The sequence below is a fragment of the Ralstonia pickettii genome, from assembly GCF_016466415.2.
Classification (GTDB): Bacteria; Pseudomonadota; Gammaproteobacteria; order Burkholderiales; family Burkholderiaceae; genus Ralstonia; species Ralstonia pickettii.
On the sequence record NZ_CP066772.2, the window covers coordinates 1297512 to 1324193 of the forward strand.

At 62.7% G+C, this 26682-nt stretch carries 16 protein-coding genes and 2 rRNA genes; 5 read left to right on the forward strand and 13 right to left on the reverse strand.

Annotated elements, in window-relative coordinates:
• Nucleotides 1–44: 44 nt before the first annotated feature.
• The 4 genes from phnX to RP6297_RS22045 all read right to left on the reverse strand — a co-directional run bounded on the left by phnX (nt 45) and on the right by RP6297_RS22045 (nt 4826).
• Nucleotides 45–923: a phosphonoacetaldehyde hydrolase gene (phnX, locus tag RP6297_RS22030; protein WP_009241858.1), complete on the reverse strand. Its 879-nt coding sequence runs from the start codon at nt 921–923 to the stop codon at nt 45–47.
• A 44-nt stretch (nt 924–967) separates the two neighbouring features.
• Nucleotides 968–2731: a putative 2-aminoethylphosphonate ABC transporter permease subunit gene (locus RP6297_RS22035; protein ID WP_009241859.1), complete on the reverse strand. Its 1764-nt coding sequence runs from the start codon at nt 2729–2731 to the stop codon at nt 968–970.
• A gap of 7 nt (nt 2732–2738) precedes the next feature.
• Complete coding sequence (locus tag RP6297_RS22040) at nt 2739–3881, reverse strand: putative 2-aminoethylphosphonate ABC transporter ATP-binding protein (RefSeq protein WP_009241860.1); 1143 nt, start codon at nt 3879–3881, stop codon at nt 2739–2741.
• Nucleotides 3882–3959: 78 nt separating this feature from the next.
• A complete protein-coding gene (locus RP6297_RS22045; protein ID WP_009241861.1) occupies nt 3960–4826 on the reverse strand; it encodes a LysR family transcriptional regulator in 867 nt (288 codons plus the stop codon).
• A 333-nt stretch (nt 4827–5159) separates the two neighbouring features.
• Between RP6297_RS22045 and RP6297_RS22050 the strand changes: the two genes are divergently transcribed.
• Entirely contained in the window at nt 5160–6863 is a 1704-nt protein-coding gene (locus RP6297_RS22050; protein WP_009241862.1) for a M30 family zinc metallopeptidase, read from the forward strand.
• 154 nt (nt 6864–7017) lie between these two features.
• Here the strand turns inward: RP6297_RS22050 and acnB are convergent, their stop codons facing one another.
• Entirely contained in the window at nt 7018–9603 is a 2586-nt protein-coding gene (gene acnB, locus RP6297_RS22055) for a bifunctional aconitate hydratase 2/2-methylisocitrate dehydratase (RefSeq protein WP_009241863.1), read from the reverse strand.
• A 211-nt stretch (nt 9604–9814) separates the two neighbouring features.
• On the opposite strand from acnB, the gene fdxA reads away from it, so the two are divergent.
• Both fdxA and RP6297_RS22065 read left to right on the forward strand, forming a co-directional pair.
• The gene (gene fdxA, locus RP6297_RS22060) at nt 9815–10153 is read left to right on the forward strand and encodes a ferredoxin FdxA (protein WP_009241864.1); all 339 of its coding nucleotides are present in this window, start codon (nt 9815–9817) and stop codon (nt 10151–10153) included.
• A 29-nt stretch (nt 10154–10182) separates the two neighbouring features.
• The gene (locus tag RP6297_RS22065; protein WP_009241865.1) at nt 10183–11004 is read left to right on the forward strand and encodes a crotonase/enoyl-CoA hydratase family protein; all 822 of its coding nucleotides are present in this window, start codon (nt 10183–10185) and stop codon (nt 11002–11004) included.
• A gap of 28 nt (nt 11005–11032) precedes the next feature.
• On the opposite strand, the gene RP6297_RS22070 is transcribed toward RP6297_RS22065, so the two are convergent.
• Nucleotides 11033–11566, reverse strand: a complete 534-nt coding sequence (locus RP6297_RS22070) for an Mpo1 family 2-hydroxy fatty acid dioxygenase (protein ID WP_009241866.1) — start codon at nt 11564–11566, stop codon at nt 11033–11035.
• A 147-nt stretch (nt 11567–11713) separates the two neighbouring features.
• On the opposite strand from RP6297_RS22070, the gene RP6297_RS22075 reads away from it, so the two are divergent.
• Both RP6297_RS22075 and fusA read left to right on the forward strand, forming a co-directional pair.
• Entirely contained in the window at nt 11714–12436 is a 723-nt protein-coding gene (locus RP6297_RS22075; protein ID WP_009241867.1) for a Crp/Fnr family transcriptional regulator, read from the forward strand.
• A 137-nt stretch (nt 12437–12573) separates the two neighbouring features.
• Nucleotides 12574–14676 carry an elongation factor G gene (gene fusA / locus RP6297_RS22080; RefSeq protein WP_009241868.1) on the forward strand — a complete coding sequence of 701 codons (2103 nt, stop codon included), beginning with the start codon at nt 12574–12576 and terminating at the stop codon, nt 14674–14676.
• A 279-nt stretch (nt 14677–14955) separates the two neighbouring features.
• On the opposite strand, the gene RP6297_RS22085 is transcribed toward fusA, so the two are convergent.
• The 7 genes from RP6297_RS22085 to RP6297_RS22115 all read right to left on the reverse strand — a co-directional run bounded on the left by RP6297_RS22085 (nt 14956) and on the right by RP6297_RS22115 (nt 26475).
• Nucleotides 14956–16113 carry an SLC13 family permease gene (locus RP6297_RS22085; RefSeq protein WP_009241869.1) on the reverse strand — a complete coding sequence of 386 codons (1158 nt, stop codon included), beginning with the start codon at nt 16111–16113 and terminating at the stop codon, nt 14956–14958.
• A 141-nt stretch (nt 16114–16254) separates the two neighbouring features.
• A complete protein-coding gene (locus RP6297_RS22090; protein ID WP_009241870.1) occupies nt 16255–16791 on the reverse strand; it encodes a helix-turn-helix domain-containing protein in 537 nt (178 codons plus the stop codon).
• 525 nt (nt 16792–17316) lie between these two features.
• Entirely contained in the window at nt 17317–20556 is a 3240-nt protein-coding gene (locus tag RP6297_RS22095) for an error-prone DNA polymerase (RefSeq protein ID WP_009241871.1), read from the reverse strand.
• Between the two features lie 7 nt (nt 20557–20563).
• Nucleotides 20564–22147: a Y-family DNA polymerase gene (locus RP6297_RS22100; RefSeq protein WP_009241872.1), complete on the reverse strand. Its 1584-nt coding sequence runs from the start codon at nt 22145–22147 to the stop codon at nt 20564–20566.
• Nucleotides 22080–23036, reverse strand: a complete 957-nt coding sequence (gene imuA / locus RP6297_RS22105; protein WP_009277650.1) for a translesion DNA synthesis-associated protein ImuA — start codon at nt 23034–23036, stop codon at nt 22080–22082. The genes RP6297_RS22100 and imuA overlap by 68 nt, the downstream gene beginning before the upstream one ends.
• A gap of 330 nt (nt 23037–23366) precedes the next feature.
• Nucleotides 23367–23479 (reverse strand): 5S ribosomal RNA (gene rrf / locus RP6297_RS22110).
• Between the two features lie 117 nt (nt 23480–23596).
• Nucleotides 23597–26475, reverse strand: a 23S ribosomal RNA gene (locus tag RP6297_RS22115).
• Nucleotides 26476–26682 lie beyond the last annotated feature (207 nt).

Consider the following 26682-nt stretch of genomic DNA (forward strand, 5'->3'; position numbering starts at 1 on the left):
TATGGTGTGATGCAGGGGACAAGACAACAAACAGGACAACAAACTCAAATGCACTGCGGGCGCTCACCGCGCGCGAGGCGGCGGTTGATGTCGGCCACGACTTCGGGCAGATCGGCAATCGTGTCGATCTCGTAATGCGGGCGGCAGGCGGCAAAGCCGGCGGAGATGGCAACGCGATGGCGCGCACGCTCGTCCGCAGACAGCGCGGTGTACTGCTCGTACGGCAGGCCAAGCGCGTTGCCCGACATCAGCAGCGCAACGGTCCACATGCCGGCGCGGCGGCCCTCTTCGATGCCGGGCACGGTGTCGTCGACCTTCACGCAGGCGGCCACATCGCCAATCGCAAGGTCGACCACGCAGCGCAGTGCCTGCGCGGGCCATGGGCGGGCGCGGGGCACTTCGTCGCAAGCAACCACGCAGTCGGGCGTATAGCCGGCCTTGGCAGCCAGATCGATCACGCGGTCCATCACCACGCGCGGGTAACCGGAGCACGTGCCGATCTTCAAACCCGCTTCGCGCAGCGCGGCGACGGTGTCCAGTGCGCCCGGAATCATGGCGGAATGCGCGCCGACCTTTTCGATCTGCAACGGCATGAAGCGGTTGTAGATAGCCGTGACATCGTCATCGGTGGGCATGCGGCCATGCGCGAGCGAGAAACGCGCGGCGATGGCGCCGTCGTTGCACAGCGTGCGGATGTGGTCCCACTTGCCCAGGCCCATCGGGCCGCGGGCTTCGTCCAACGTGATGGCGACGCCAAACTCGGCAAACGCTTCGACGAAGATCTGCGTGGGCGCAAACGAGCCAAAGTCCACCACGGTGCCGGCCCAGTCGAGCACGGCGGCTTCCAGGCGCAACGGCGTGCCGCCGGGGTTGAGGCGGTCTGCGCCTGCCTGGCGCGTCGTGATTGGGGAGGAATCACCCATGTGCTTGCTTCCTTTCTGCTTTATTGCTGTTACAGACTACGAATTCAATGCGTCGCCGTGCGCCAAGCCTGCGTGCGGCGCACGACGCCGCGCATGGCCAGCTCCAGCAGCAGCGATACGACGATCGACGTGACGAGAATGAGAGTGGACATGGCCGCCGCAGGGCCGATGTCGCCGGCGTCGTCCATGTTCAGCACGGCCACGGAGGCGAGGACGGTGTCCGGGCTGTAGAGGAAGATCACCGCCGACACAGTGGTCATGGCCGACACGAACAGATAGCGCGCGCACGACAGCACGGCCGGCAGGCACATCGGCAGCGTCACTCGCCAGTAAGTGCGCAGCGCCGACACCTTGAGCGAGGCCGACACCGCCTCGAATACCGGATCGAGTTGCCCCAGCGACGCCACCGACGTGAGGTGCGCCGCCGTGGCGCAGTGCATGATCGTGCAGAGCACCATCAGCGCCATGCCGCCATACAGGCCGTTGAGCGGATTGGCCGGATGGTTGAAGAAAAACACGTAGCCCAGACCGAGCACGAGGCCGGGCACCGCCATCGGCAGTAGCACGGCAAACCGGATGGCCGAATGCAGCCCCGATTGCAGCCATCCTGCGGCGCGCGTCTTTTCGACCAGCCATGCGCCGGTGAAGATCAGTGCGGTACCGAACAAGGTCGTCAGCGCGGCCAGCTTCAGGCTGTTGCGATATGCGAGCCAGCCGCCGCCGTCCATATTGTCGAAGTCGTAGTTGCGCAGCGACAGTTCGAGGTTGTACGGCCAGAGCTTCACCAGCGATGCCCCGACGGCTGTGGCAAGCATCAGCAGAATTCCGCCGACCACCAGCACGCTCAGCAAGAGGAAAAGTCCGTCACGCAGGCGATCAGGCTGCGGATGATAGGGCTGCGCGCGGCTGGCCAGCGCGGCGTGCTGGCGACGCTGCACGAGGCGCTCTACTGCAAAGGTCAGCAGCGCCGGCAGCAGCAGCATCAGGCCGATCACGGCACCGCGCGCAAACTGCTGCTGCCCCACCACGGCCTTGTAGGCTTCCACAGCCAACACCTGGTAGCTGCCGCCCACCACGGTCGGCACGCCAAAGTCGGTCGCGACCAGCGTGAAGACCAGCGCAAAGGCGCCAAACAAGCCGTAGCGCGCGCCGGGCAGCGTGACCGTGCGGAACGTGCGCCACGGGCTTGCGCCCATGGCTCGGGCGGCGTCATACAGCCGGCCGTCCGCCAGCGTGAGCGTCGCCAGCAGCAGCATCAACGCATACGGAAAGGTATAAAACACCTCGCCGAGCACGATGCCCCAGAAGCCGTAGATGTTGCTGCCGTTCATCCATGCCTTGAACAGGCCCTGGTTGCCGAACAGGTAGACCAGCGCAATGCCCGGCAGCAGCGACGGCGCAAACAGCGGCAGCATCGCCAGCGTGCGCAGCGTGCCGCGCAACGGCATGCGCGTGCGCTGCACCGCATACGCCAGGGCAAACGCCAGCGGCACCACAATGGCGGCCACGGCGCTGGATACGGCGAGCGTGCGCCCCACCATGGCCAGGAAATTCGGCCGCTGCACCACGTGGGCAACCAGCGCGAGGCCATGCTCGTCTGTGCTGCGGGCGCTGGCGACAAGGCCCGTGGCCTGCAACAGCATCATCGCCGTGGGCAACAGCAAGCCGATGGTCAGCAACAGCAGCCAGCCGAGCTTCATGCCGGTGAGCACCGGCGCATCGGTACGCCAGAACGGCCGGCCCGCAGCGCGAACCGGTTCGGATTGCGTGGCCGCAACCACGTTGGTCTCGGGGGGCAGCATCGACATCGTGGCCTCAGGCATACACGCGCAGGCCGTCGCGCTCCAGGGCGATCCAGAGCTTGCTGTCGCCCAGGCCGTTGCGGCCGGCTTGCAGCGCGCTCGATGCCACTTCGGCCACCAGCGGTGCATCGGCCAGGCCATCGATCGACAGCGTTACGCGCGTGCGGCTGCCAAGGTAGATCTGGTCGACCACGCGGGCGAGATGGCGGTTGGGGGCGTCGTCGTCGGGGTGCAGCGTGACGGCTTCGGGGCGGCAGAACAGGCGGCCCGGCGCCGATGTGCTGTCTGCGAAAGCCGGATCCAGCAGCAACGGCTGGCCGGCCAGCGTGGGCGAGCCGTCTTCCGCGCGCTCCAGCGGCAGCCAGTTGGCCTGGCCGACAAAACCGGCGACAAACGCGGTGGCCGGGCGCGAATAGATCTCCGTCGGCGACCCGGTCTGCTCAATGCGGCCGTTCGACATGACGGCGATGCGATCGGCCATCGCCATGGCCTCGTCCTGGTCATGCGTGACCATCAGCGTGGTCACGTTCAGCTTGCGCTGCAGGCGGCGCAGCTCGATGCGCAGGTGTTCGCGCACCTGGGCGTCCAGCGCCGACATCGGCTCGTCCAGCAGCAACAAGGACGGTGCGGGCGCCAGCGCGCGGGCCAGTGCCACGCGCTGCTGCTGACCGCCCGACAGCTGCGACGGGTATTTCGCCTCGCTGCCGGCCAGGCCGACCAGGGCCAGCATCTCGGAGACACGCGCCTGCATGCGCGCACGGTTGCCGTTGCTGGTGTCCAGCCCGTAACCGACGTTCTGCGCGACCGTCAGGTTGGGAAACAGCGCGTACGACTGGAAGACGATGCCGTAGTCGCGCTCGCGCGGCGGCAGGTTGGAGATATCGCGGCCACCGGCGACGATCTGGCCGCCGTCGTGCGCCTCGAGCCCGGCAATGATGCGCAGCAGGGTCGTCTTGCCGCAGCCCGAGGGGCCCAGCAGGCAGACGAATTCGCCCTGCGCAACATCCAGCGACACACCGTCGAGTGCCGTGAACGCGCCAAAGCGGCGCGAGACGTGTCGCACGGAAAGGAACGGCGCGGCGGAACCCGAGGTCGGGCTGGTGACAGGCTGAGGTAGGGGCACGGGGGCGCGGACAGTGGCAAAAACGGTCGTCACTGTAGCCAGCCGACATGTACCCCTTGTGGCAGTTACCCCAAAAACGCCAATGCGCGCATTTCCGGATTTTGGTCCGGTCTATGAAGAAACCGGCCGGACTTCGCTCAGGAAGGCCGCAATCAACCGCGCCTCGCGCCGATCCTGCAGGCAGTACAAGTATTCGCTCAGCTCCGGCGCACCGCCTTCGAACGGCAGCACACGCAGATCCGCGTGGCTCGGCACTTCCTGGCGGGCGATGACGCTCACGCCCAGATTGCGCATGATGGCCTCGCGGATGGATTCCCGGCTGCCGATCTCCACCGTGGAAGCCGGCGTGACGCCTGCCTGAGCCATCATCGTTTCGGTCATGGCGCGGGTGGTCGAGCCCACTTCGCGCACCAGCAGCCGGCATTGCGACAGTGCGCTGACTGGCACGCTCGTCCGGTCGGCCAGCGCGTGGTTGCGATGCACCACCAGCACCAGCGGATCGCGTGCCAGTTCAATGCGCAGAAAGCGCGCGTCGTCCACGCGCTGCGACGACGACGCCACGTCAACGCGGTACTCCTGCAGCGCTTCGAGCATCTGCACCGAATTGCCGGCTTCGATGCTCACGTCGATGCCGGGATGGCTCTTGCAGAAGCGATCCACGATGTCGAGCACGTAATACGGCGCCGTCGCGCCGATGCGCAGGTGCCCCGAGCCCATATCGCCGGAGTTGCGCAGGAAGAAATCGATCTCGGTTTCCTGGCGCACAAGCTGGTCCACCAGCGGCATCAGCCGCACGCCGGCATCCGACAGGGTCAGCCGTCGCCCGCCACGGTAGAACAGCTCCACGCCATAGGCCTCTTCCAGGGCGCGGATCTGCGAAGTCACGGTCGGCTGCGACAGGCCGAGCTGCTTGGCTGCCAGCGTAATGCTGCCCAGGCGGGCGACCATGAAGAACGATTTGAGCTGCGCGACGAGCATCAGCGGGTGACGTATTGAGCGCCTGGATGGCGCGGTGAATAAGCAGGCGGCTCATTCTAGCGGACGGGCCCAGTTGCCAGAGTGGCTTCGAGTGCCCTCCTCCGTTTTCTGCTTCTACATCCCGCAGCTACGACTTTTTCAACCTTTTCGACAACGCAAACTTTGCGCACCCCCACATTGGGGGGAATTGAGGGCTGTGAAGCCGTCATTTCCACGGATCGAATCCGCCACTTCACCTTGAGAATCCGTCCGCGTGTTGCGTCTGGGCGGTCACGAGCCGCGCTCGCGCAGGCATTCGGGCATTCGGGTATTTGCGGATTTGGAGAGAAGTGGATGAAACGCAGCAGCAACAACGTACGCGGCACAAAGCAATGGACCATCGTGATGATGGTGGCAGCAGCGGGCGCCCTGGCCGCTTGTGGCGGAGGCGGCGGTGGCGGCAGTTCGGGGGCCACCCCGGCAGCCACGCAAAGCTCGTCCGCCAATATCACCGTGGCACCGGCATGCAGCGGGTCAAACTGCGGGGCACTGGGCAATACCTACGCCGGCTCGGGTGTGGGCGTGTGGCAAGCGACCAACACGGGCGGATCGGCCGGCACGGTTCCGGTGTCGATCGCGGGGCTCACGGGCCAGAGCGTGACGCTCGTCTACACCAACCAGAGTGCGGCGGCGCAGCCGATGCCGTCCGTCTCGCTCTCGGGCGTGGGGCTGCTGAACGCCACCGGCACGCCGGTTCCCAAGACTGCCGCCGACGTGGCAGGCAATGACGCCAACGCCGCGTTCGACCGGCAGCTTTCGGATTTCAACATCCATGCGCTGGACGGCTATGCCACCGGCGCCGGCCCGCTCAAGACGCAAGGCGCCTCCAACAATACGGTGCTGCGCCCGCAGTCGGTGGCCAGCGTCGGCACACAGCGCACGTGGAACCACCAGCAGCCGGACGGCACCGCCACCGTGCGCACGGCCACGCTGCGCCAGCAAGCCACGGCCACCGACGGGCGCATCGTCAACCTGTGGGTGGAAAACGCCGAATACGGCTCCAGCAAGATCAGCGACGGCATCATCAACACGCTCATCACCAAGTTCGCTTCGGGCACGCAGTCGGTCTATACGCTGGCCACTTCGCTGGTCGGCCAGCCGTGGGGTAGCTACTCCAGCTCAGCCAGCCTGATCGATCCGAACCAGGCGCTCGACATCGTGGTGCTGAACATCCAGCCCGACGGCCAGGCCTACGGCCGCGTGGGCTACTTCTGGGCGCGCAACAACTTCACCACCAGCTCGCAGCCGCTGTCGAACCAGTCCCTGTCGCTCTATGTGGATTCGGAAACCATCTACCTGGGCGGCAACGACGGTCTGAACACCGTCATCTCGACGCTCGGCCATGAATTCACGCACATGGCCAACTTCTATCAGCGCGGCGTGCTGCACGGCTCGCAGTACATGTATGGCACGTGGCTGGAAGAAATGACGGCAATGACAATGGAAGACGTGCTCTCCAGCCAGATCGATCCGGGCTTCAACAACGTGCGCGACAGCCGCTTCCCGGCTTGGCTGCAAAGCGCGTTCGACTGCTCGCTGACGGCGTTCGATCCGTCGCTGTCGTCGTCGTGCCCCGGGTATCCGATTTCGGGCAGTCTGGGCGGCTTCCTGCTGCGCCAGTACGGCATTCCGTACTACACGAATCTGCTGCAGAACTTCTCGTCGACGGATTCGACTTCGGTACTGAACAACGCCATCCAGGCCGGCGGCGGTGCAGGCCTGGGCGATGCAACGGGCCGCTGGGGCACGGCGGTCGCGCTGCTTCCGGTGCCGGGCAGCCCGTCGGGCTTCGCGTATCCGGCTCGCACGGACAGCGGGTTCTCGATCCCTGCGCTGAATGGCCCGAGCTATAGCAGCCAGCGCTCCATGCCGACGTCCGTGCCGGCCACGCTGCAAGGCTTCGGTCAGTTCCCGGTGGCGCGCGGCACGAAGGCCGGCACGTACAGCGAGACGATCACGGTGCCGGCGTATTCCACGGTGTCGATCATCATCCATTGACACCACGCGGCTTAGGCAGCCGGGCCCTTTCGGGTTCCCGCCAGCGGCAGAATCCGGCGAAGCATCAAAACAAAAGGCGCCGGGGGCATTCCACCCCCGGCGCCTTTGCACTTCACTATGTCAGGTAGGACCCGACGCAGTCACGACAACGCGTTTACATCTGCACGGTGTCGGCCACTTCCTTGAAGTCTTCGATCTGGTCGAAGTTCATGTACTGGTAGATCTTGTCGCCGTTCGCGGTGAGCACGCCCATGTCGGCCATGTACTCGTCCTTGGTCGGGATCTTGCCCAGGCGTGAGCAGATCGCCGCCAGTTCCGCCGAGCCAAGGTACACGTTCGTGTTCTTGCCCAGACGGTTCGGGAAGTTACGCGTCGACGTCGACATGACCGTCGCACCTTCGCGCACCTGTGCCTGGTTACCCATGCACAGCGAGCAGCCCGGCATTTCGGTACGCGCACCGGCCGTGCCGAACACGCCGTAGTGACCTTCTTCGGTCAGCTGCTTCTGGTCCATCTTGGTCGGCGGCGCCACCCACAGCTTGACCGGAATGTCGCGCTTGCCTTCCAGCAGCTTCGACGCGGCACGGAAGTGACCGATGTTGGTCATGCACGAGCCGATGAACACTTCGTCGATCTTCGCGCCAGCCACGTCGGACAGCGTCTTCACGTCGTCCGGGTCGTTCGGGCATGCGACGATCGGCTCGTGGATGTCGGCCAGGTCGATCTCGATGACGGCAGCGTATTCGGCGTCGGCATCCGGTTGCAGCAGTTGCGGATCAGCCAGCCATGCTTCCATCGCCTTGATGCGGCGCTGGAGGCTGCGGGCATCCTGATAGCCCTGCGCGATCATCCACTTGAGCAGCGTGATGTTGCTGTTCAGGTATTCGATGATCGGCTCTTTGTTGAGGTGCACCGTGCAACCTGCGGCCGAACGCTCAGCCGATGCATCCGACAGCTCGAACGCTTGCTCGACCTTCAGGTCAGGCAGGCCTTCGATTTCGAGGATGCGGCCCGAGAAAATATTCTTCTTGCCTTGCTTGGCGACCGTCAGCATGCCTTGCTTGATCGCGTACAGCGGAATCGCGTTGACCAGATCACGCAGCGTGACGCCCGGCTGCATCTTGCCCTTGAAGCGGACGAGCACCGATTCCGGCATGTCCAGCGGCATCGTGCCGGTGGCTGCCGCGAAGGCGACCAGGCCCGAACCCGCCGGGAAGCTGATGCCGATCGGGAAGCGCGTGTGCGAGTCGCCGCCGGTGCCGACGGTGTCGGGCAGGAGCATGCGGTTCAGCCACGAGTGGATCACGCCGTCGCCGGGGCGCAGCGCGACACCGCCGCGCGTGCTGATGAAGTTCGGCAGCGTCTGGTGCGTCTTCACGTCCACCGGCTTCGGATACGCGGCGGTGTGGCAGAACGACTGCATCACCAGGTCGGCCGAGAAGCCGAGGCAGGCGAGGTCCTTCAGTTCGTCGCGGGTCATCGGGCCCGTGGTGTCTTGCGAGCCCACCGACGTCATCTTCGGTTCGCAGTACGTGCCCGGGCGGATGCCTTGGCCTTCCGGCAGGCCGCATGCGCGACCGACCATCTTCTGCGCCAGCGAGAAGCCCTTGCCGCTGTCGGCCGGCTGGTGCGGCAGGCGGAACAGCGTCGACGGTGCGAGGCCCAGCGCTTCACGGGCCTTGGCGGTCAGACCGCGGCCGATGATCAGCGGAATGCGGCCGCCGGCGCGCACTTCGTCGAACAGCACGTCGGACTTGACCTGGAATTCAGCGATGACCTTGCCGTCCTTCAGTGCCTTGCCTTCGTATGGGCGCAGTTCAACCACGTCGCCCATGTTCATTTGCGACACGTCGAGTTCGATCGGCAGCGCGCCGGCATCTTCCATCGTGTTGTAGAAGATCGGGGCGATCTTGCCGCCCAGGCACACGCCGCCGAAGCGCTTGTTCGGAACGTACGGAATGTCCTCGCCCGTGAACCACAGCACCGAGTTGGTGGCCGACTTGCGCGAGGAGCCGGTGCCGACCACGTCGCCCACGTAGGCGACTAGGTGACCCTTCTCCTTCAGCGATTCGATGAACTTGACCGGGCCGCGCTTGCCGTCTTCTTCCGGCGTGATGCCGGGGCGTGCGTTCTTCAGCATCGCCAGGGCGTGCAGCGGGATGTCCGGGCGGGTGGTGGCGTCCGGTGCCGGCGACAGATCGTCGGTGTTGGTTTCGCCCGTGACCTTGAACACGGTGATGGTCAGGCTTTGCGGCACTTCCGGACGGCTCGTGAACCACTCGGCATCAGCCCAGCTCTGCAGCACGGCGCGCGCGTTCGCGTTGCCCTTGTCGGCGAGTTCCTTTACATCGTGGAACTGGTCGAACATCAGCAACGTCTTTTTCAGCGCTTCTGCGGCCGCCGCGCCCACTTCGGCGTCAGACAGCAGTTCGATCAGCGGCTGGATGTTGTAGCCGCCCAGCATCGTGCCGAGCAGCTCCGTGGCGTGGGCACGCGAAATCAGCGCGCAGCCGGTCTCGCCCTTGGCCACGGCGGCCAGGAAGCCGGCCTTCACCCGGGCGGCTTCGTCCACGCCTGCGGGCACACGATGGGTGATCAGGTCGACCAGGGTCTGTTCTTCGCCAGCGGGCGGATTGGTCAGCAGTTCGACCAGTTCGGCGGTCTGTTGAGCCGTCAGCGGCAACGGGGGAATACCGAGCGCGGCGCGAGCGGCCACGTGAGCGCGATAGTTTTCAAGCATGGAAGACCTGCTGAGATGACGTTACAGGGGAATCTTTTCGGGCATCCCGAAGGTGTTCCGGGCGCCGCTTGGGCGCGATTCTAATCGCAATACCCCAGACGGTCAAATGTCTTATATCTTATATAAGAGTTAAACGGGCAAACCGTCCTCTTTGGATCCGATGCCGCATAATTGCGGGCGAGTTCCCAACCGGTCCCCACCCTCGCCCGCAATGCCATATGTAGTCACCGAATCCTGCATCCAATGCAAATACACCGACTGCGTCGCCGTCTGTCCCATGGACTGCTTCCATGCCGGTCCGAATTTTCTGGTGATTGATCCGGATGAATGCATCGATTGCTCGATCTGCGTGCCGGAGTGCCCGGTGGGCGCGATTTATCCGGCTGCCGAAGTGCCGGCCGATCAGCAGGACTTCATTGCACTGAATGCACAGCTCTCGCGCCGCGCCGACTGGCCCCGCCTGACGAAGGTGCAAGCGCCTCTGCAAGATCATGCGCACTGGGCACAGGTGAAGGACAAGCGCGATGCATTGGTCATCGCTCCCGATTGATTCGACTCTCTCGCACAGAACACCTCTTCATGACTGACCGCATCCTGCTCAGCATCGACGCCGGCGTGGCTGAAGTCCGGCTCAACCGCCCCGAGAAAATGAACGCCATCGACCCGGCCATGTTCGAAGCGCTCGTGACCGTTGGTAAACGCCTGATGAACGAGGCCGATCTGCGCGCCGTAGTGCTGTCCGGAGAGGGGCGCGCCTTCTGCGCGGGCCTCGACATGGGAAGCATGGCGAGCCTGGGCAGCAACGATGCGGGTTCGGACATCAGCGCCGGCCGTCTTGCCAAGCGCACGCATGGGGCAGCCAATCTGCCGCAGTACGCCTGCACGGTATGGCGTGATCTGCCGGTGCCGGTGCTGGCTGCAGTGCATGGTGTCGCTTACGGCGGCGGTCTGCAGATCGCGCTGGGCGCCGACGTGCGCTACGTAGCGGCCGACACGCGCCTGTCGGTCATGGAAATCAAATGGGGTCTGGTGCCCGACATGGGCGGCATGGCGCTCACGCGCGGCCTGGTCCGCCCGGATCGGCTGCGCGAGCTGATCTACAGCGGTCGTGTCGTCAACGGCGAAGAAGCGTTCGCCCTGGGGCTGGCGACGCACGTTGTGGACGATCCGCGCGCGGCGGCGCTGGCGGCAGCGCGCGACATTGCGCTGAAGAGCCCCGACGCCATCCGCGCCGGCAAGCGCTTGATGCGAGTTGCGGAAGACGGCGACACCGCTGCCATTCTGCTGGCCGAGTCGGTCGAGCAGGACCGGCTGATCGGCACGGACAATCAGCGCGAGGCGGTGCTGGCCGGCATGCAGAATCGCGCACCGGTTTTTCAACCGGCCGCGAAGTCTGAATAGAAATTAGAAATAGCCTGGGGCTGGCAGCTCAGGCGGTGGCGTGCTTGACCGCCATCGCGGCGCGCATGGCGTGCGAGCGGCTGACCACCTCGTCACGCAGCTTCGCGCGCAAACCCAGGGCAAACGCTGTCTCGGCCACCAGGAACAGCGGCCCAATCACCAAGCCCGCCAGATCGTCGACGAACGCCGGCTTACGTCCTTCGTAGTAGTGGCCGACAAACTGGATGATCCAGCCGATCACGAACAGGCCGATGCCCACTGACAACCAGGCCGCCGTCGAATGTGCGGCCACGTGGTTGCCCGCCCACACGCACACGGCAATCAGCGCAAACATCACCACGCCGAACATCGCGTCCAAACGCAGGTAGAACAGCGTCGCCAGCGCCAGCACGAGCAGTGCCGGTGTTACGGCCACGCCAGACAGGTCTGCCAGCACGGGCCGCGACAGCAACACCGCAACCGCCAGCACAATCGCCGGAATGCCGACAAAGTGCGTGGCGATATTGCGGCCGTCCTGGTGGTAAGCGGCGTAGTTGGAAAGATGGTCAGACAGGGTGCGCATGAGGGCCTCCGGATTTTGTGCGTTTGCAGCATGGACGCTCCTGCCGCACGCTCGTTATGATCATTTCATCCTAGTCAGTGCACGGCATGCCGCTCTGTCGCGTAGCCGACACATTCGACGTTTCCGAAGCGCTCTTCAGCCGCCCCCATGGACCACCCCGTCGCCAGCTCCGGCACGCTGGACGCCCGCTCCTTCCGCGAACGGCTGCACGCCAGCAGCTGGTTCGGCACGCTTGACGCGGCCCTGCAGGACGCCTTGATCGACATTGCCGCCGTCCGGCGCCTGGGGGCCGGGGAACTTCTCTTCCAGCGTGGCGACGCGCCCGACGGCCTGTACTGCGTGGTGGAAGGCACGATCCGGATCGGCGCCACCAGCGCAGACGGGCGGGAAGCCCTGCTGGCCGTGCTGGAACCGGTCAACTGGTTTGGCGAAATCGGCGTGTTCGACCGCCAGCCCCGCACGCATGACGCCCGCGCCGACGGCCATACGACGTTGCTGCATATGCCGCAGGCGGCGCTGATCGCCTTGCTGGATGGCTCGCCCGCGCTGCTGCATGCATTTGCCCTGCTGCTGACTCACAAGCTGCGCCTGACATTCATCGTGCTGGAAGAAACCGCGCTCCTGCCCGCCCCCGTACGTGTGGCGCGGCGCCTGCTACTGATGGCGGACGGCTACGGCGACCTGCGCCTGGGCACGCGGCGTGTGCTGCACGTGCCACAGGAGCAGCTTGCGCAATTGCTGTCTCTGTCGCGTCAGACCGTGAACCAGGTTTTGAAGGATTTCGAGGCACGCGGCATCCTCAAGCTGGCTTACGGAGAAATCGAAGTGCTGGATTTTTCGCGCCTCCACCAGCTCGGATATGAGATGTGAAAGGGGTGAAATTTCATCCAATACCCCTACATGCGATGGGATAGGACCGATCCTATAATGTGTTCCCACTCGCACATTCGCCCTTCGCATGGTGCGGAGTTGGCGATGCGAGTGTCCTTCAACGGAAGAGAAACATCATGCCCCGCCAGACCCCCATCGAGCGCTATCGCAACATCGGCATCTCGGCGCACATCGACGCCGGCAAAACCACCACGACCGAGCGCATCCTGTTCTACACCGGGGTCAATCACAAGATAGGCGAGGTGCATGACGGCGCGGCCACGATGGACTGGATGGAGCAGGAGCAGGAGCGCGGCATCACCATCACGTCGGCGGCCACGCACTGCATGTGGCGTGGCATGGCCGGCAACTACCCCGAGCACCGCATCAACATCATCGACACCCCGGGCCACGTCGATTTCACCATCGAAGTGGAACGCTCCATGCGCGTGCTGGATGGCGCCTGCATGGTCTACGACTCGGTGGGCGGCGTGCAGCCGCAGTCGGAAACCGTCTGGCGCCAGGCCAACAAATACAAGGTGCCGCGCATCGCGTTCGTCAACAAGATGGACCGCATTGGCGCGGATTTCTTCCGCGTTGAGCGCCAGATGCGCGAGCGACTGAAGGGCAACCCCGTGCCGATCCAGATTCCCGTTGGCGCCGAAGACGGCTTTCGCGGCGTGGTCGACCTCGTCAAGATGAAAGAGATCCTGTGGGACGATGCCTCGCAGGGCGTGAAGTTCGAGTACACCGACATCGACCCGGCGCTGCTGCCCATCGCGCAGGAATGGCGCGAAAAGATGGTCGAAGCCGCCGCAGAGGCGGATGAAGAACTGCTCAACAAATACCTCGGCGGAGAAGAGCTGACCGAGGAAGAGATCAAGCGCGCCCTGCGCAAACGCACCATCGCCGGCGAAATCCAGCCGATGCTGTGCGGCTCCGCCTTCAAGAACAAGGGCGTGCAGGCGATGCTCGATGCGGTGGTCGATTACCTGCCCTCGCCAGTGGACATTCCCGCCATCGAAGGCCACGGCGAGAAAGACGAGCCGCTGGAGCGCCACCCGAGCGACAGCGAGCCCTTCGCCGCCCTGGCCTTCAAGATCATGACCGACCCGTTCGTCGGCCAGCTCGCGTTCTTCCGCGTGTATTCGGGCAAGATCAACTCGGGCGACACGGTCTACAACTCGGTCAAGCAGAAGAAGGAACGCCTGGGCCGCATCCTGCAGATGCACGCCAACCAGCGCGAAGAGATCAAGGAAGTGCTGGCCGGCGACATCGCCGCCGCCGTGGGCCTGAAAGACGTGACGACCGGCGAGACGCTGTGCGACCCCGAGCACGTCATCGTGCTGGAGCGCATGGAATTTCCGGAGCCCGTCATCAGCCAGGCCGTCGAGCCCAAGACCAAGGCCGACCAGGAGAAGATGGGCATCGCCCTGAACCGACTGGCGCAGGAAGACCCGTCGTTCCGCGTGAAGACGGACGAAGAATCCGGCCAGACCATCATTTCGGGCATGGGCGAGCTGCACCTGGAAATACTGGTCGACCGCATGAAGCGCGAGTTTGGCGTGGAAGCGACCGTCGGCAAGCCGCAGGTGGCTTACCGCGAAACCATCAAGAAGGCCGCTGAAGACGTCGAAGGCAAGTTCGTCAAGCAATCAGGCGGACGCGGCCAGTACGGCCACGCGGTCATCACGCTGGAGCCGAACGACGGCAAGGGCTACGAGTTCGTCGACGAGATCAAGGGCGGCGTGATCCCGCGTGAGTTCATTCCGGCGGTGGACAAGGGCATCCGTGACACGCTCAACACGGGCGTGCTGGCGGGCTACCCGGTGGTGGACGTGAAGGTGCGGCTGACCTTCGGCTCGTACCACGACGTGGATTCGAACGAAAACGCGTTCCGCATGGCTGGCTCGATGGCCTTCAAAGAGGCCATGCGCAAGGCCGGTCCCATCCTGCTTGAGCCGATGATGGCCGTAGAAGTGGAAACGCCGGAAGACTACATGGGCAACGTGATCGGCGATCTCTCGTCACGGCGCGGCATGGTGCAAGGCACGGAAGACATTCCGGGTGGCGGCGGCAAGGTCGTGCATGCCGAGGTGCCGCTGGCTGAAATGTTCGGCTACTCCACCAACCTGCGTTCGCTCAGCCAGGGCCGCGCGACGTACACGATGGAATTCAAGCACTACGCTGAAGCTCCGCGGAATGTGTCGGAAGCCGTGATGGCGGCCAAGAAGGTCTAACGTTTTTTTGCTTCATCCGCTGCGGCCGCCGAGTGCGGCCGCAGTGCTTTGTGCGCTAGCCCGCAGGCAGGTTTTCTACGCCGAAAATCGATAAACGCATGCACCTTCACCGGCAGGAAACGACGCGACGGATACAGCGCGTACAACGCAAAACGCTCATCCGGCCTCGATGCATTGCGCCTGCGCCTGTATGACGGACCATGCCGCCATTGCCGCGTTGCCGAAGACGTTGCGCCATGTACAACCGGCCTTTTCGCCCGATTGGGATGCGGTGCCCGCCTAACGCAGCCACATCAGCCACGCGTACACGATGCCCCCCGCAGCCAATAGAAACGGCATCGAGTACGCGTGAAACACCCACCAGGCACGGCGATCGCCCAGCATGCGCAACGCAATCAGGTTGGCCAGCGACCCGATCAGCGTGCCGAAACCGCCCACGCTGACCGCAAAGGCGATCATAGGCCAGTCATGCGAATACTCGGCCAGCAGGATCGCCGCCGGCACGTTGCTGATGATCTGCGACACGCCAATGCCGGCCCAGTACAGATGCATTGGATTGTTCAACGCCAGCGCATCCAGCGCTTGCCGCACAACATCAAGCTGCGCCACCAGCCGCAGGTCAATGAACATCAACATGAACACGAGCAGCAGACCCCAGTCCACCCGCGCCAGCACATAGCGCGCACCGATGAGGTACAGCACGATCAATCCGGCCGCCGCCACCAGGGGGTGGCCCAGATCGGTCAACACCAGAAACGGCACGTACAGCGCGAGTGCCGGCACCAGCAGGCGCTTGTGCAATTCCACGTCGGCGGTTTCGGCATGCAGATGGATTTCGTGCGAGGCAAAGGCCAGCCACGTCACCAGCAGCAGCAAGGCCATCAACAGCACGACCATCGGCGCCATCTGCCAGACAAATGCGCCAAACGACAGCCCCGATTGATGCCACAGGAAAAGGTTCTGCGGATTGCCGATCGGCGTGAGTGCAGAACCCGCGTTGACCGCCAGCGCCTCGAATATCACCAGCCGCGCCACCGGCAAGCTGGCGACCTGCCGCAAACCGACGGTGAGCGGCACGATCACGAACAACGCCACGTCGTTGGTCAATACGGTGGACAGCGCCGCCGAAGCCGCTACTAGGCTGAGTGCCAGTACACGCTGGCTGCTAACCACCTCGACGAGGCGCCGGCCGAGCAACTGCAGCATGCCGCTGGCCTCAACCGCCTTGGTCAGGATGAGCAAGCCGGCCAATGCGGCAATGGTGTGCCAGTCAATCAGCGCCGGATATTCAACAATGCGCTTGGGCGCCACCAGGGTCAGCGCGCCGCAAATGGCCAGCAGCGACCAGAAGAAAACGTCTTGTTTGAGGTGGTGCCAGAACGGCGGGTGTTGCGGCATGGCTTTCGCCATCTGGTTGCGTGGCGGATCGCCGTTCATATGAAAAGAAAAGGAAACGTTGGCGCAAACGCGCACACATATCCTCGGCGCGGTTTGCCCGGCCGATTGTAGTGCGACTGCCTCCTGCGCTCAATCGCAAGCCGGGCGCTTGCGCGCCCGGCCTGTGATAGAAAGATCCGCTTACGACTCGCGGGACCCCGAACCGCCTGGACGATCCGAGCCGCCCGACGAGCCGCCAGCGCCTGGGCGGTCCGAAGACGTCATGCGCGAGCGATCTTCTGCACTGCTGCCAGCATGCGGTGCGCCTTGCTGGCCGGCTTGGCTATGCGAGGCACCCGGATGATAGGCCGACTGCGGATGGCGCTCCGGCCCGCGGTATTGGCCCGCCAGGCCATGACCACCGCCCGTGCCGCCCATTGAGCCTTGCTCCGAGCGCTCGTGGCCTGCTTCTGCCCCACCGCCGCCCGCTTGCGTTGGCTGCGTCGGGTGATTGGCAATCACGCGCTCGATCTCGGCAACGGCTTCTCGCGGCGCCAGAACGACCTCCAGCCCCAGCGCGCCCGCCACGGCCATCAGCGTCGACAGGCGGGGATCGGCACGACCGGATTCCGCGCGCAGATACGCTTCGCGAGAGATACCAGCCATCTTGGCGACATCTTCCTGTTTGAGCTTGCGCGACTTGCGCAGACTGTGTAACTGCTTGAAAGGCTGTTCCATCTGTTCGCTCCTGCACCTGAGATGGGAAACACCGCCGGGTCTGGACCCGAACGATGGGCTGAAAATATGCGGATCGGGTGGCTGCACCTTCGTCCGCGGTCATACACAGCACGGCAACGGCGGCGGCTGTCATGTATGCACGCCGCTGCATAGGTTTTTGGGGGCGGCCTCCGTGATGTGTTTTCTACAGAGTAGACGTAATTTCGACTGCACCCAATATCGACGCGTGATGAAAGCGCATCTCATCAACCTGTTTATGGTGACAAGGCGGCTTGCGGGTCAGTTCCCTCACAGATGCCGTTTTCTTCGCTTGGCAGGCCAAGTTTGTGACGCCTCAAGCGCAAATCCTTGCATCCGCATTGCGTTTCGTCGATCCGCGCTTGCCCTAACCACCAATCGGAGGGTGCCCGGCGGGAGAGAACCGCCTGTGCCTCCTGCGTCACGGTGGGGCGAGCGCGCGTGCCTCTCATCACGCAATTGCCGTGCCGAAGGTGACGCGGCGGTCAGTTGCCGGTGGACAGGAAATTAATGGAAGTCGCGGCTGGAAGTGGCGAGGCGCCCCAGAAGTGGGGTCAGATCCACCAGATGCTGGGCGACAAGGTGTCGGGTCTCGCGCTCACATTGCCATTTACCGTAGACGCCCAGCAACTGGGCGTTCAGCACTTCGCGTCGCTGACGCTCGATCAAGTGCGGCCAGAGGATGACGTTGATAGCGCCTGTTTCGTCTTCAATGGAAACGAAGATCGTGCCCTTGGCCGTGCCCGGCCGCTGCCGCACCGTGACAATGCCGCAAGCGCGCGCCAATTGTCCGTTGCGATAGCCGGCCAGCGTGGCGGCGGTGGCAAAACGCATGCGGTCGAGTCGTGCGCGCAGCAACCCTACCGGGTGGCTCTGCAGTGACAACCCAAGGCTGCCGTAATCAGCCATCACCTCTTCGCCTATGGGCGGTGCAGGCAGTTCCAGCGGCGCTTCCACCGGACGAGCCTGGCGCAGCAGCGCATGATCGCGGCCCGGCTCCTGCAGTGCGAGCGTTTGCCATAGCGCCTGACGACGGTGGCCGGCCAGCGACTTGAGCGCATTGGCTGCGGCCAGCACGTTCAGATCGTGGCGGTCGAGCGCAGCGCGATGGGCGAGATCCTCCACGCTGGTAAATGGCGCTTGGGCGCGAGCCGCTTCGATGCGCTCGGCAGCCGGCTTGCGCATGCCCCGAATGCGATTCAACCCGAGCCGGATATCGGGTTGCACTAGGCCATCTTCACCGGTCTCGCCATCGGCGCGGGGATGCAGCGTACTGTCCCAGACGCTGGCCGTCACGTCCGCCGGCAGCACGCGCACATGGCTGCGCCGCGCCTCCTGCACCAGTTGCGACGGTGAATAGAACCCCATCGGCTGACTGTTGAGCAACGCCGCAAAAAACGCCGCCGGCTCGTGACATTTCAGGAAGCTGCTGACGTAAGCCAGCTTGGCAAAGCCTGCCGCGTGGCTTTCAGGGAAGCCGTATTCGGCAAAACCTTCCATCTGTTTGCACAGCGCTTCGACAAAAGCAGGGTCGTAGCGCCTCTTGACGACCATCGCATGCACCAGGCGCTCCTGATGCTGCGTGAGATTCCCCTTGCGCTTCCAGGCGGCCATGTCGCGGCGCAGGCGGTCAGCATCATCCGCAGTGAAATCGCCGGCCTTCATGGCGATCTCCATCACCTGCTCTTGGAAGATCGGCACACCCAGCGTGCGTTCGAGCACGGCTTTCACCTCGGGGCCGGGGTAGGTCACGCAATCGGTGTTGCCATTGCGCTTTGCCTCGCGCCGCTGCAGATACGGGTGGACCATGCCGCCCTGGATCGGCCCCGGCCGTACGATGGCCACCTGGATCACCAAGTCGTAATACTCGCGCGGACGCAGACGCGGCAGCATCGATTGCTGCGCACGCGATTCGATCTGGAACACGCCGATAGTCTCGGCTCGGCAGATCATGTCGTAGGTTTCGGTATCGTCATCGGGCAGGTGCTGCATGGCGAGCTTGGCCGTCGCGCCGTAGTGCTCGCGCCGCCCGGGCAACGCATCGACCATGTCCAGCGTGCGGCGAATGGCCGTCAGCATGCCCAGCGCCAGTACGTCCACCTTCAGCAGGCGCAGCGATTCGAGATCGTCTTTATCCCACTGGATGACGCGGCGGTTTTCCATCGCGGCGTTCTCGATCGGCACCAGGCGCGAAAGCTTGCCCTGCGCAATCACGAACCCGCCCACGTGCTGCGACAGATGGCGCGGAAAACCACGCAACTGATCCACCAGTTGCGCCCAGCGCAGCACCAACGGTGATTCCGGATCCAGACCTTGCTGGCCTGCGCGCTGCGCAAATTCCTTACGGCTATCCCACCACGCCTGCCCCTTGGCCACCTGCTCGACGATGCCCAGGTCGATACCCAACGCGCGACCGACGTCACGCAGTGCGCTACGCGTGCGGTAAGTGATGAGCGCTGCTGCCAGCGCTGTACGTGTCACACCGTATTTTTTGTAGATGTACTGGATGACCTCTTCGCGACGCTGATGCTCGAAATCGACGTCGATGTCGGGCGGCTCATTGCGCGCACGCGAAAGAAAGCGTGCGAACAGCGTGTTGCCGCTGTCCGGGTTCACCTCGGTAATCCCCAGGCAATAGCACACCGCCGAGTTGGCCGCCGAACCTCGCCCCTGGCAGAGAATCCCTTCGTTGCGCGCGAACTTCACCACGTCATAGACGGTCAGGAAAAACGGCTCGTAACCCAGCTCGGCAATCAGCCCGAGTTCCTCCTCAATCTGCGCATGCACCTTGTCCGATACACCATTCGGATAGCGTCGCGCGGCGCCAGCGAACGTTTCGGCGCGCAGGTATTCCGCCGGCATCATGCCTTCCGGCACGACTTCGCTCGGATATTCGTATTCGATTTCGTCGAGAGAAAAATTGCACAACGCGGCCAGCTCCACCGTGCGACGCAGGATCTTCTCGCCCCCCTCGCCTTGATAGAGGAACGCGAGCTGCATGCGCGTGCGCATTGCTTGTTCAGCGCTGGGCGCAAGTTCCAAACCGCACTCGGAAAGCGGCTTGGATAGACGGATGGCGGTCAGCACGTCGTGCAGCGGTTTGCGTTGGCGCGTGTGCATCTGAACACCGCCGGTCGCGACCATGGGCACATCGATCTGTTCCGACACCGCCAAGACCGTACCGCGATGGCGGTCATCCGCGTGCCGCAGCGGCAACTCCAGCGCAATCGATAGCCGATCCCCGAACACGCGTTGGCACCACCACGCCTGAGCCAACAGTTGCTGCGGGTCAGGATCGTAATCAGGCAGCAGAATCGCCAGGCAATCGGGCGCGCCGCGCAGGTGCGCGAGTTCGCCTTGGGGCGAGGCCAAATCGTCAGCCAGCAAGCGGTATTCGCCCTTGGATGCGGCCAACCGCGCGTGCGTGATGATTTCGCTCAGGTTGCCGTAACCCTCGATGTTCTGCGCCAGCAGCACCAGCCGCAGCCAGGGTTCGCCATCGGCATTGCGCACCGTGAAGCGACTGCCGATGATGAGCTTCAGTTCGTGCTCCTTCGAAGCCACAAGCGCCCGCGCGGTGCCTGCTACAGAGCATTCGTCAGTCAGCGCCAGCGCTTGATAACCGTAAAGTTTGGCGCGCTCCACCAGCTCGCTCGGGTGCGACGCGCCTGTCAGGAACGTGAAGTTGCTGATGCAATGCAACTCTGCATAGTCGGGCAGAACGGGGGGTGGCGTGGCCGAAGTCATGACGTGCTTAACCGAACAAGCCGTGCAGATACCAACGAGCGTCCTCATCTCCCGCATTGACCTTGCTTGCGGAAACGCGCTCGCGATATACCCAGTAACGCTCGCCTTTTTCTCCTTCGGCGATGAAGTAATCGCGCTTGATGAGGACGTCATCCCACCAGCCGGATTCGATGCGCTCGGGCATCGACACCAGCCGTAACCGCCCTCGGTAATACGGATAATGCTGACGTGTCAGCAGCGCGATCGGTTTCTCCAGCAGCCAAAGCGGCCGCTCCGGCTGCTGCGCATGCCATTGCGCCAATGCCTGACGCGCGGCGGCACGGCTCTGCGCGGTGGTCGCGGCATTCACCTCGACCCAGTGGTTGGCGCGCTCGGGGCGATGGTCGGCACACGGCTGCGGGTGAAGTACGTTCTCGGCACCCAGTCGAGCGATCAGCGTGTCGATCAGGCGTGCAGCGTCTTCAGCGCGACCACCGGGCTCGGGAAACAGCGATTCCGTAGGCGGCGCGAGCGGCGTAGCGTCGGTCACCGTCAGACGCAGTTCGACCACCGGAGCGATCAGCGTGAGCCGATGCACGCGCTCGTGCAGCACCCGCGACAAGTGCGCCAGCGTGCGAACCGGCTGCGCCAGCGCGATCTCCACCGGAGTGGAGGAGGCGGCATCTTCACTGCTCCGGCCGCGCCGGCGTTCGTGCTCCAGCGTGAGTCGGTACGTCTTGGCGCCCAACTGAAGCGCCGACAGCCAGCCAACCAGCTGCAACAACAACTGCTCCGCGGCCGCCAGCACACCTTCCGCGTTATCGATGCGGCCAGATAATTCCAACGGCACATCAAAGCACAACGGCGCGGTGAACCACGTGAAGCTCTCGTGCCCGTTGCCATAAGCCGCGTCGAGCGTATCCATCAGCAACGGCCCGCAGCGCCGCCGCAATCCGCTACGCGGTAACTCGCGCAAATCGGACAGCGTGCGGCAGCCGAGGCCCTCAAGCCAATCAGGCCGTGTAAGACGCGCCACCGCATCGACCGGCAATTGATCAAGCAACGTCGACAACCTCTCCTGCCGCACCGCCCTCCGCACGCGCCCCTGACGGGCTGCTGCGCGACGCCGGCCACGTATCGGCGCCGGCTGTGCACTGGCAAGCCATGCCGCACCGCGCGCCGTCGGCCCGGTGCCAAGCTGCGGCATGGCACCCAAGCGAAACGCGCAATACCTCACCGCCCGACACAGCGCGCGATGCCCACCGAACAGGCGCAAGCTGGCCTCCACCTCCAACAACACGGTCGCCTCATCCGCCACGCCCAACGTGACGTGCGGCGTGAATGCCAGCAGCGCCAGCGCCAGCGATTGCAGCAACCGCGTCTCGGCCGCAACGTCACGATCAAGCTGTATAGCGTGCGGCGCCAGCGCCTGGGCACCCGCCCGCCGCAGGCCTGCATGTACGCCTTCGCGCATCGCCAAACGGTTGGCCGACACCACGCGCTCCTGCTCCAACACCACCACCGGCAAAGGCAGCGCGGCCGGATCAGACCACCGGGGTCGAAGCGCGTCGAGAGGGAGACAGGGCAGATGCACTGCGATCCAGAACGGCATGATCGGGAGTGTTTGGATCGAAAACGTCCGACAAAGCGTCGAACGCCACAGAAGACGAAGGAGACGAAAGCGCGGCCAGCAATTTCGCCGTGGCCGGATCCATGATGAACGGCTCGACGGGCGGCACAGGCAACGGACGCACAGAAGCGCGACCGGCCCGAATCGGATCCGCCAACGGCAGCAGCAATGGAGATTCACGCAACGGCCCGCGCCGCTTGTGGAAGAGGATGGACAGCACATCGGCGCCAGCCGGCTCCAGCCCCAGCCGCAGTACCGCCGGCGACGACTCACGCTGCGCCTGGGCCGGCCGGAACAACCAGATGGCGCTCTCTCCAGCCTGGGCCAACACTTGCAGCCTGCGAAGCTCTCCTGGGCGTGCCCGGTTCAGCCAGACCAGTACTCCGCCGAAAGCCTTGCTGCGTAGAACCTGCTCGGCTGCCCACAGAAGGTCAGCGGGCTTGTCAGCCCGCACCCATACGATTTGTTCAGGAGAGAAATCCCAGCCCACCAGCCTCACTGCATTCGGCAGATGCGGTGGAGCAATCAGCGCGATGCGCCCTGCGCCCGCGCACAGCGTAGACAACGTCGGGCGCAGCAACCGGCATTCACCAATACCGGATTGTGGACACAGCAGTTCGGTCAATCCGCCGAGGGGCCAGCCACCACCGGGCAACTCGGCATTCAGTAAATCATATCCAGTGGTCAGAACGCGCCCGCCGCCTCGCGCCAGACGGCCTGCACTCCACAATGCGGGATGCAGCGTTTCCGGCAATGGCGCCGTCGAGGCTTTCGGCGCGGGCGAACGCAACCTAGACACCTCGCGCACGGCGGGGGCATGGCATTTCGCCACATCTTCGGCGACGGAAAGAGACGGAGACAACGCAAACATGGAGACGCCAGGGCAAGCCGATGGACACTGTATAAATATACAGTATCACAACTTTTCTTCAACGCAGCCTAGTTTTGCGAATGTGTCGCGAGACAGCGATAACCCACCTCAAGCACTAGCATTGAGGTGATTCAAACCGAACATCGCGAAAAGTGATGGTCTTTCCTTGCCAACAAAATTGGCGTAAAGATCACTTTTTAAATGAGATTTGGCTGGGAGGTTTGGGCTCTGACTCCGGGACTCGGATGCGCCAGGGGAAGCTGGGTATCGGATCTGAGCGCCTAAAAGCAAACACCCCAGCTCAGAGAGAGCTGGGGTGTTGATGGGAGAGCCTGGCGATGACCTACTTTCACACGGGAATCCGCACTATCATCGGCGCGGAGTCGTTTCACGGTCCTGTTCGGGATGGGAAGGGGTGGTACCGACTCGCTATGGTCACCAGGCTATGACTTGTTGCCACGTTGACGGGGTCAACGCGACCAATATGGGAATGTAGATTTGGGGTTGTGAGTGATGTGTATCAGGCACAAGGCGGACCCAGCCGGAAACATACCGGTTATAGGATCAAGCCGCACGGGCAATTAGTACTGGTTAGCTGAACGCATTACTGCGCTTCCACACCCAGCCTATCAACGTCCTGGTCTCGAACGACCCTTCAGGGAGATCAAGTCTCCAGGGAATCCTCATCTTCAGGCAAGTTTCCCGCTTAGATGCTTTCAGCGGTTATCTCTTCCGTACATAGCTACCCTGCGATGCCTCTGGCGAGACAACAGGTACACCAGCGGTACGTCCACTCCGGTCCTCTCGTACTAGGAGCAGCCCCCGTCAAGATTCCAACGCCCACGGCAGATAGGGACCAAACTGTCTCACGACGTTTTAAACCCAGCTCACGTACCTCTTTAAATGGCGAACAGCCATACCCTTGGGACCGGCTACAGCCCCAGGATGAGATGAGCCGACATCGAGGTGCCAAACACCGCCGTCGATATGAACTCTTGGGCGGTATCAGCCTGTTATCCCCAGAGTACCTTTTATCCGTTGAGCGATGGCCCTTCCATACAGAACCACCGGATCACTATGTCCTGCTTTCGCACCTGCTCGACTTGTCGGTCTCGCAGTTAAGCACGCTTTTGCCATTGCACTTTAGGTACGATGTCCGACCGTACCAAGCGTACCTTCGAACTCCTCCGTTACACTTTGGGAGGAGACCGCCCCAGTCAAACTGCCTACCATGCACTGTCCCCGACCCGGATTCACGGGCCAAGGTTAGAACCTCAAACAAACCAGGGTGGTATTTCAAGGACGGCTCCACCGAAACTAGCGTCCCGGTTTCAAAGCCTCCCACCTATCCTACACAGATCGGTTCAAAGTCCAATGCAAAGCTACAGTAAAGGTTCATGGGGTCTTTCCGTCTAGCCGCGGGGAGATTGCATCATCACAAACACTTCAACTTCGCTGAGTCTCGGGAGGAGACAGTGTGGCCATCGTTACGCCATTCGTGCAGGTCGGAACTTACCCGACAAGGAATTTCGCTACCTTAGGACCGTTATAGTTACGGCCGCCGTTTACCGGGACTTCAATCAAGAGCTTGCACCCCATCATTTAATCTTCCGGCACCGGGCAGGCGTCACACCCTATACGTCCACTTTCGTGTTTGCAGAGTGCTGTGTTTTTATTAAACAGTCGCAGCCACCATTTTATTGCAACCCCTTCGTCCTTCTGGCGCGAGCCAGTCAAACTACAAGGGCGTACCTTATCCCGAAGTTACGGTACCAATTTGCCGAGTTCCTTCTCCCGAGTTCTCTCAAGCGCCTTAGAATACTCATCTCGCCCACCTGTGTCGGTTTGCGGTACGGTCTCGTATGACTGAAGCTTAGAGGCTTTTCTTGGAACCACTTCCAATTGCTTCGCGACCTAAAGTCGCTCGCCCCACACCCTTGAATCACGCACCCGGATTTGCCTAAGTGCCATCTCCAATGCAGGGACCGGGACATCCAACACCCGGACAACCTTCCGCGATCCGTCCCCCCATCGCATCATACGACGGTGCAGGAATATTAACCTGCTTCCCATCAGCTACGCATCTCTGCCTCGCCTTAGGGGCCGACTCACCCTACGCCGATGAACGTTGCGTAGGAAACCTTGGGCTTACGGCGAGGGGGCCTTTCACCCCCTTTATCGCTACTCATGTCAGCATTCGCACTTCTGATACCTCCAGCATCCTTTACAAGACACCTTCACAGGCTTACAGAACGCTCTCCTACCATGCACTTACGTGCATCCGCAGCTTCGGTATATTGCTTAGCCCCGTTACATCTTCCGCGCAGGACGACTCGATCAGTGAGCTATTACGCTTTCTTTAAAGGGTGGCTGCTTCTAAGCCAACCTCCTGACTGTTTTAGCCTTCCCACTTCGTTTCCCACTTAGCAATATTTAGGGACCTTAGCTGGCGGTCTGGGTTGTTTCCCTCTTGACACCGGACGTTAGCACCCGATGTCTGTCTCCCGTGATTGCACTCTTCGGTATTCGGAGTTTGCTATGGCGGGGTAATCAGCAATAGACCCCCCAACCATGACAGTGCTCTACCCCCGAAGGTGAGACACGAGGCACTACCTAAATAGTTTTCGGAGAGAACCAGCTATTTCCAAGTTTGTTTAGCCTTTCACCCCTATCCACAGCTCATCCCCTAACTTTTCAACGTTAGTGGGTTCGGTCCTCCAGTACGTGTTACCGCACCTTCAACCTGGCCATGGATAGATCACTTGGTTTCGGGTCTACACCCAGCGACTGAACGCCCTATTCGGACTCGCTTTCGCTACGCCTTCCCTAATCGGTTAAGCTTGCCACTGAATGTAAGTCGCTGACCCATTATACAAAAGGTACGCCGTCACCCGTTTCCAGGCTCCGACTGTTTGTATGCATGCGGTTTCAGGATCTATTTCACTCCCCTCCCGGGGTTCTTTTCGCCTTTCCCTCACGGTACTGGTTCACTATCGGTCGATTACGAGTATTTAGCCTTGGAGGATGGTCCCCCCATCTTCAGACAGGATTTCACGTGTCCCGCCCTACTTGTCGTACACCTAGTTCCACAATACTGTTTTCGCATACGGGGCTATCACCCACTATGGCCGGACTTTCCATTCCGCTTTGCTAACAATACTGCTAAAGAGTACAAGGCTGATCCCATTTCGCTCGCCACTACTTTGGGAATCTCGGTTGATTTCTGTTCCTGCAGCTACTTAGATGTTTCAGTTCACTGCGTTCGCTTCCCTTGCCTATGTATTCAGCAAGGGATGACCCATTCGGGCCGGGTTTCCCCATTCGGATATCTGCGGATCAAAGCTCGTTTGCCAGCTCCCCGCAGCTTTTCGCAGGCTACTACGTCCTTCATCGCCTGTAATCGCCAAGGCATCCACCACATGCACTTATTCGCTTGACCCTATAACGAGTATGTCTCGCTATAGGCTGAGTTCTCGCGTTGTGCCGTATTCCAAGACAATCTCATCGATTGCTCTGGTAATACTGGTTGATACAATCACAACCCAGTGTCGCGTTTTATATGTGCGCCTCATCAACGCACCGCGACACCTTTACTACATTCCATATTGTTAAAGAACAGCCGAACTTTTACGCTCGTCTTGGCTAG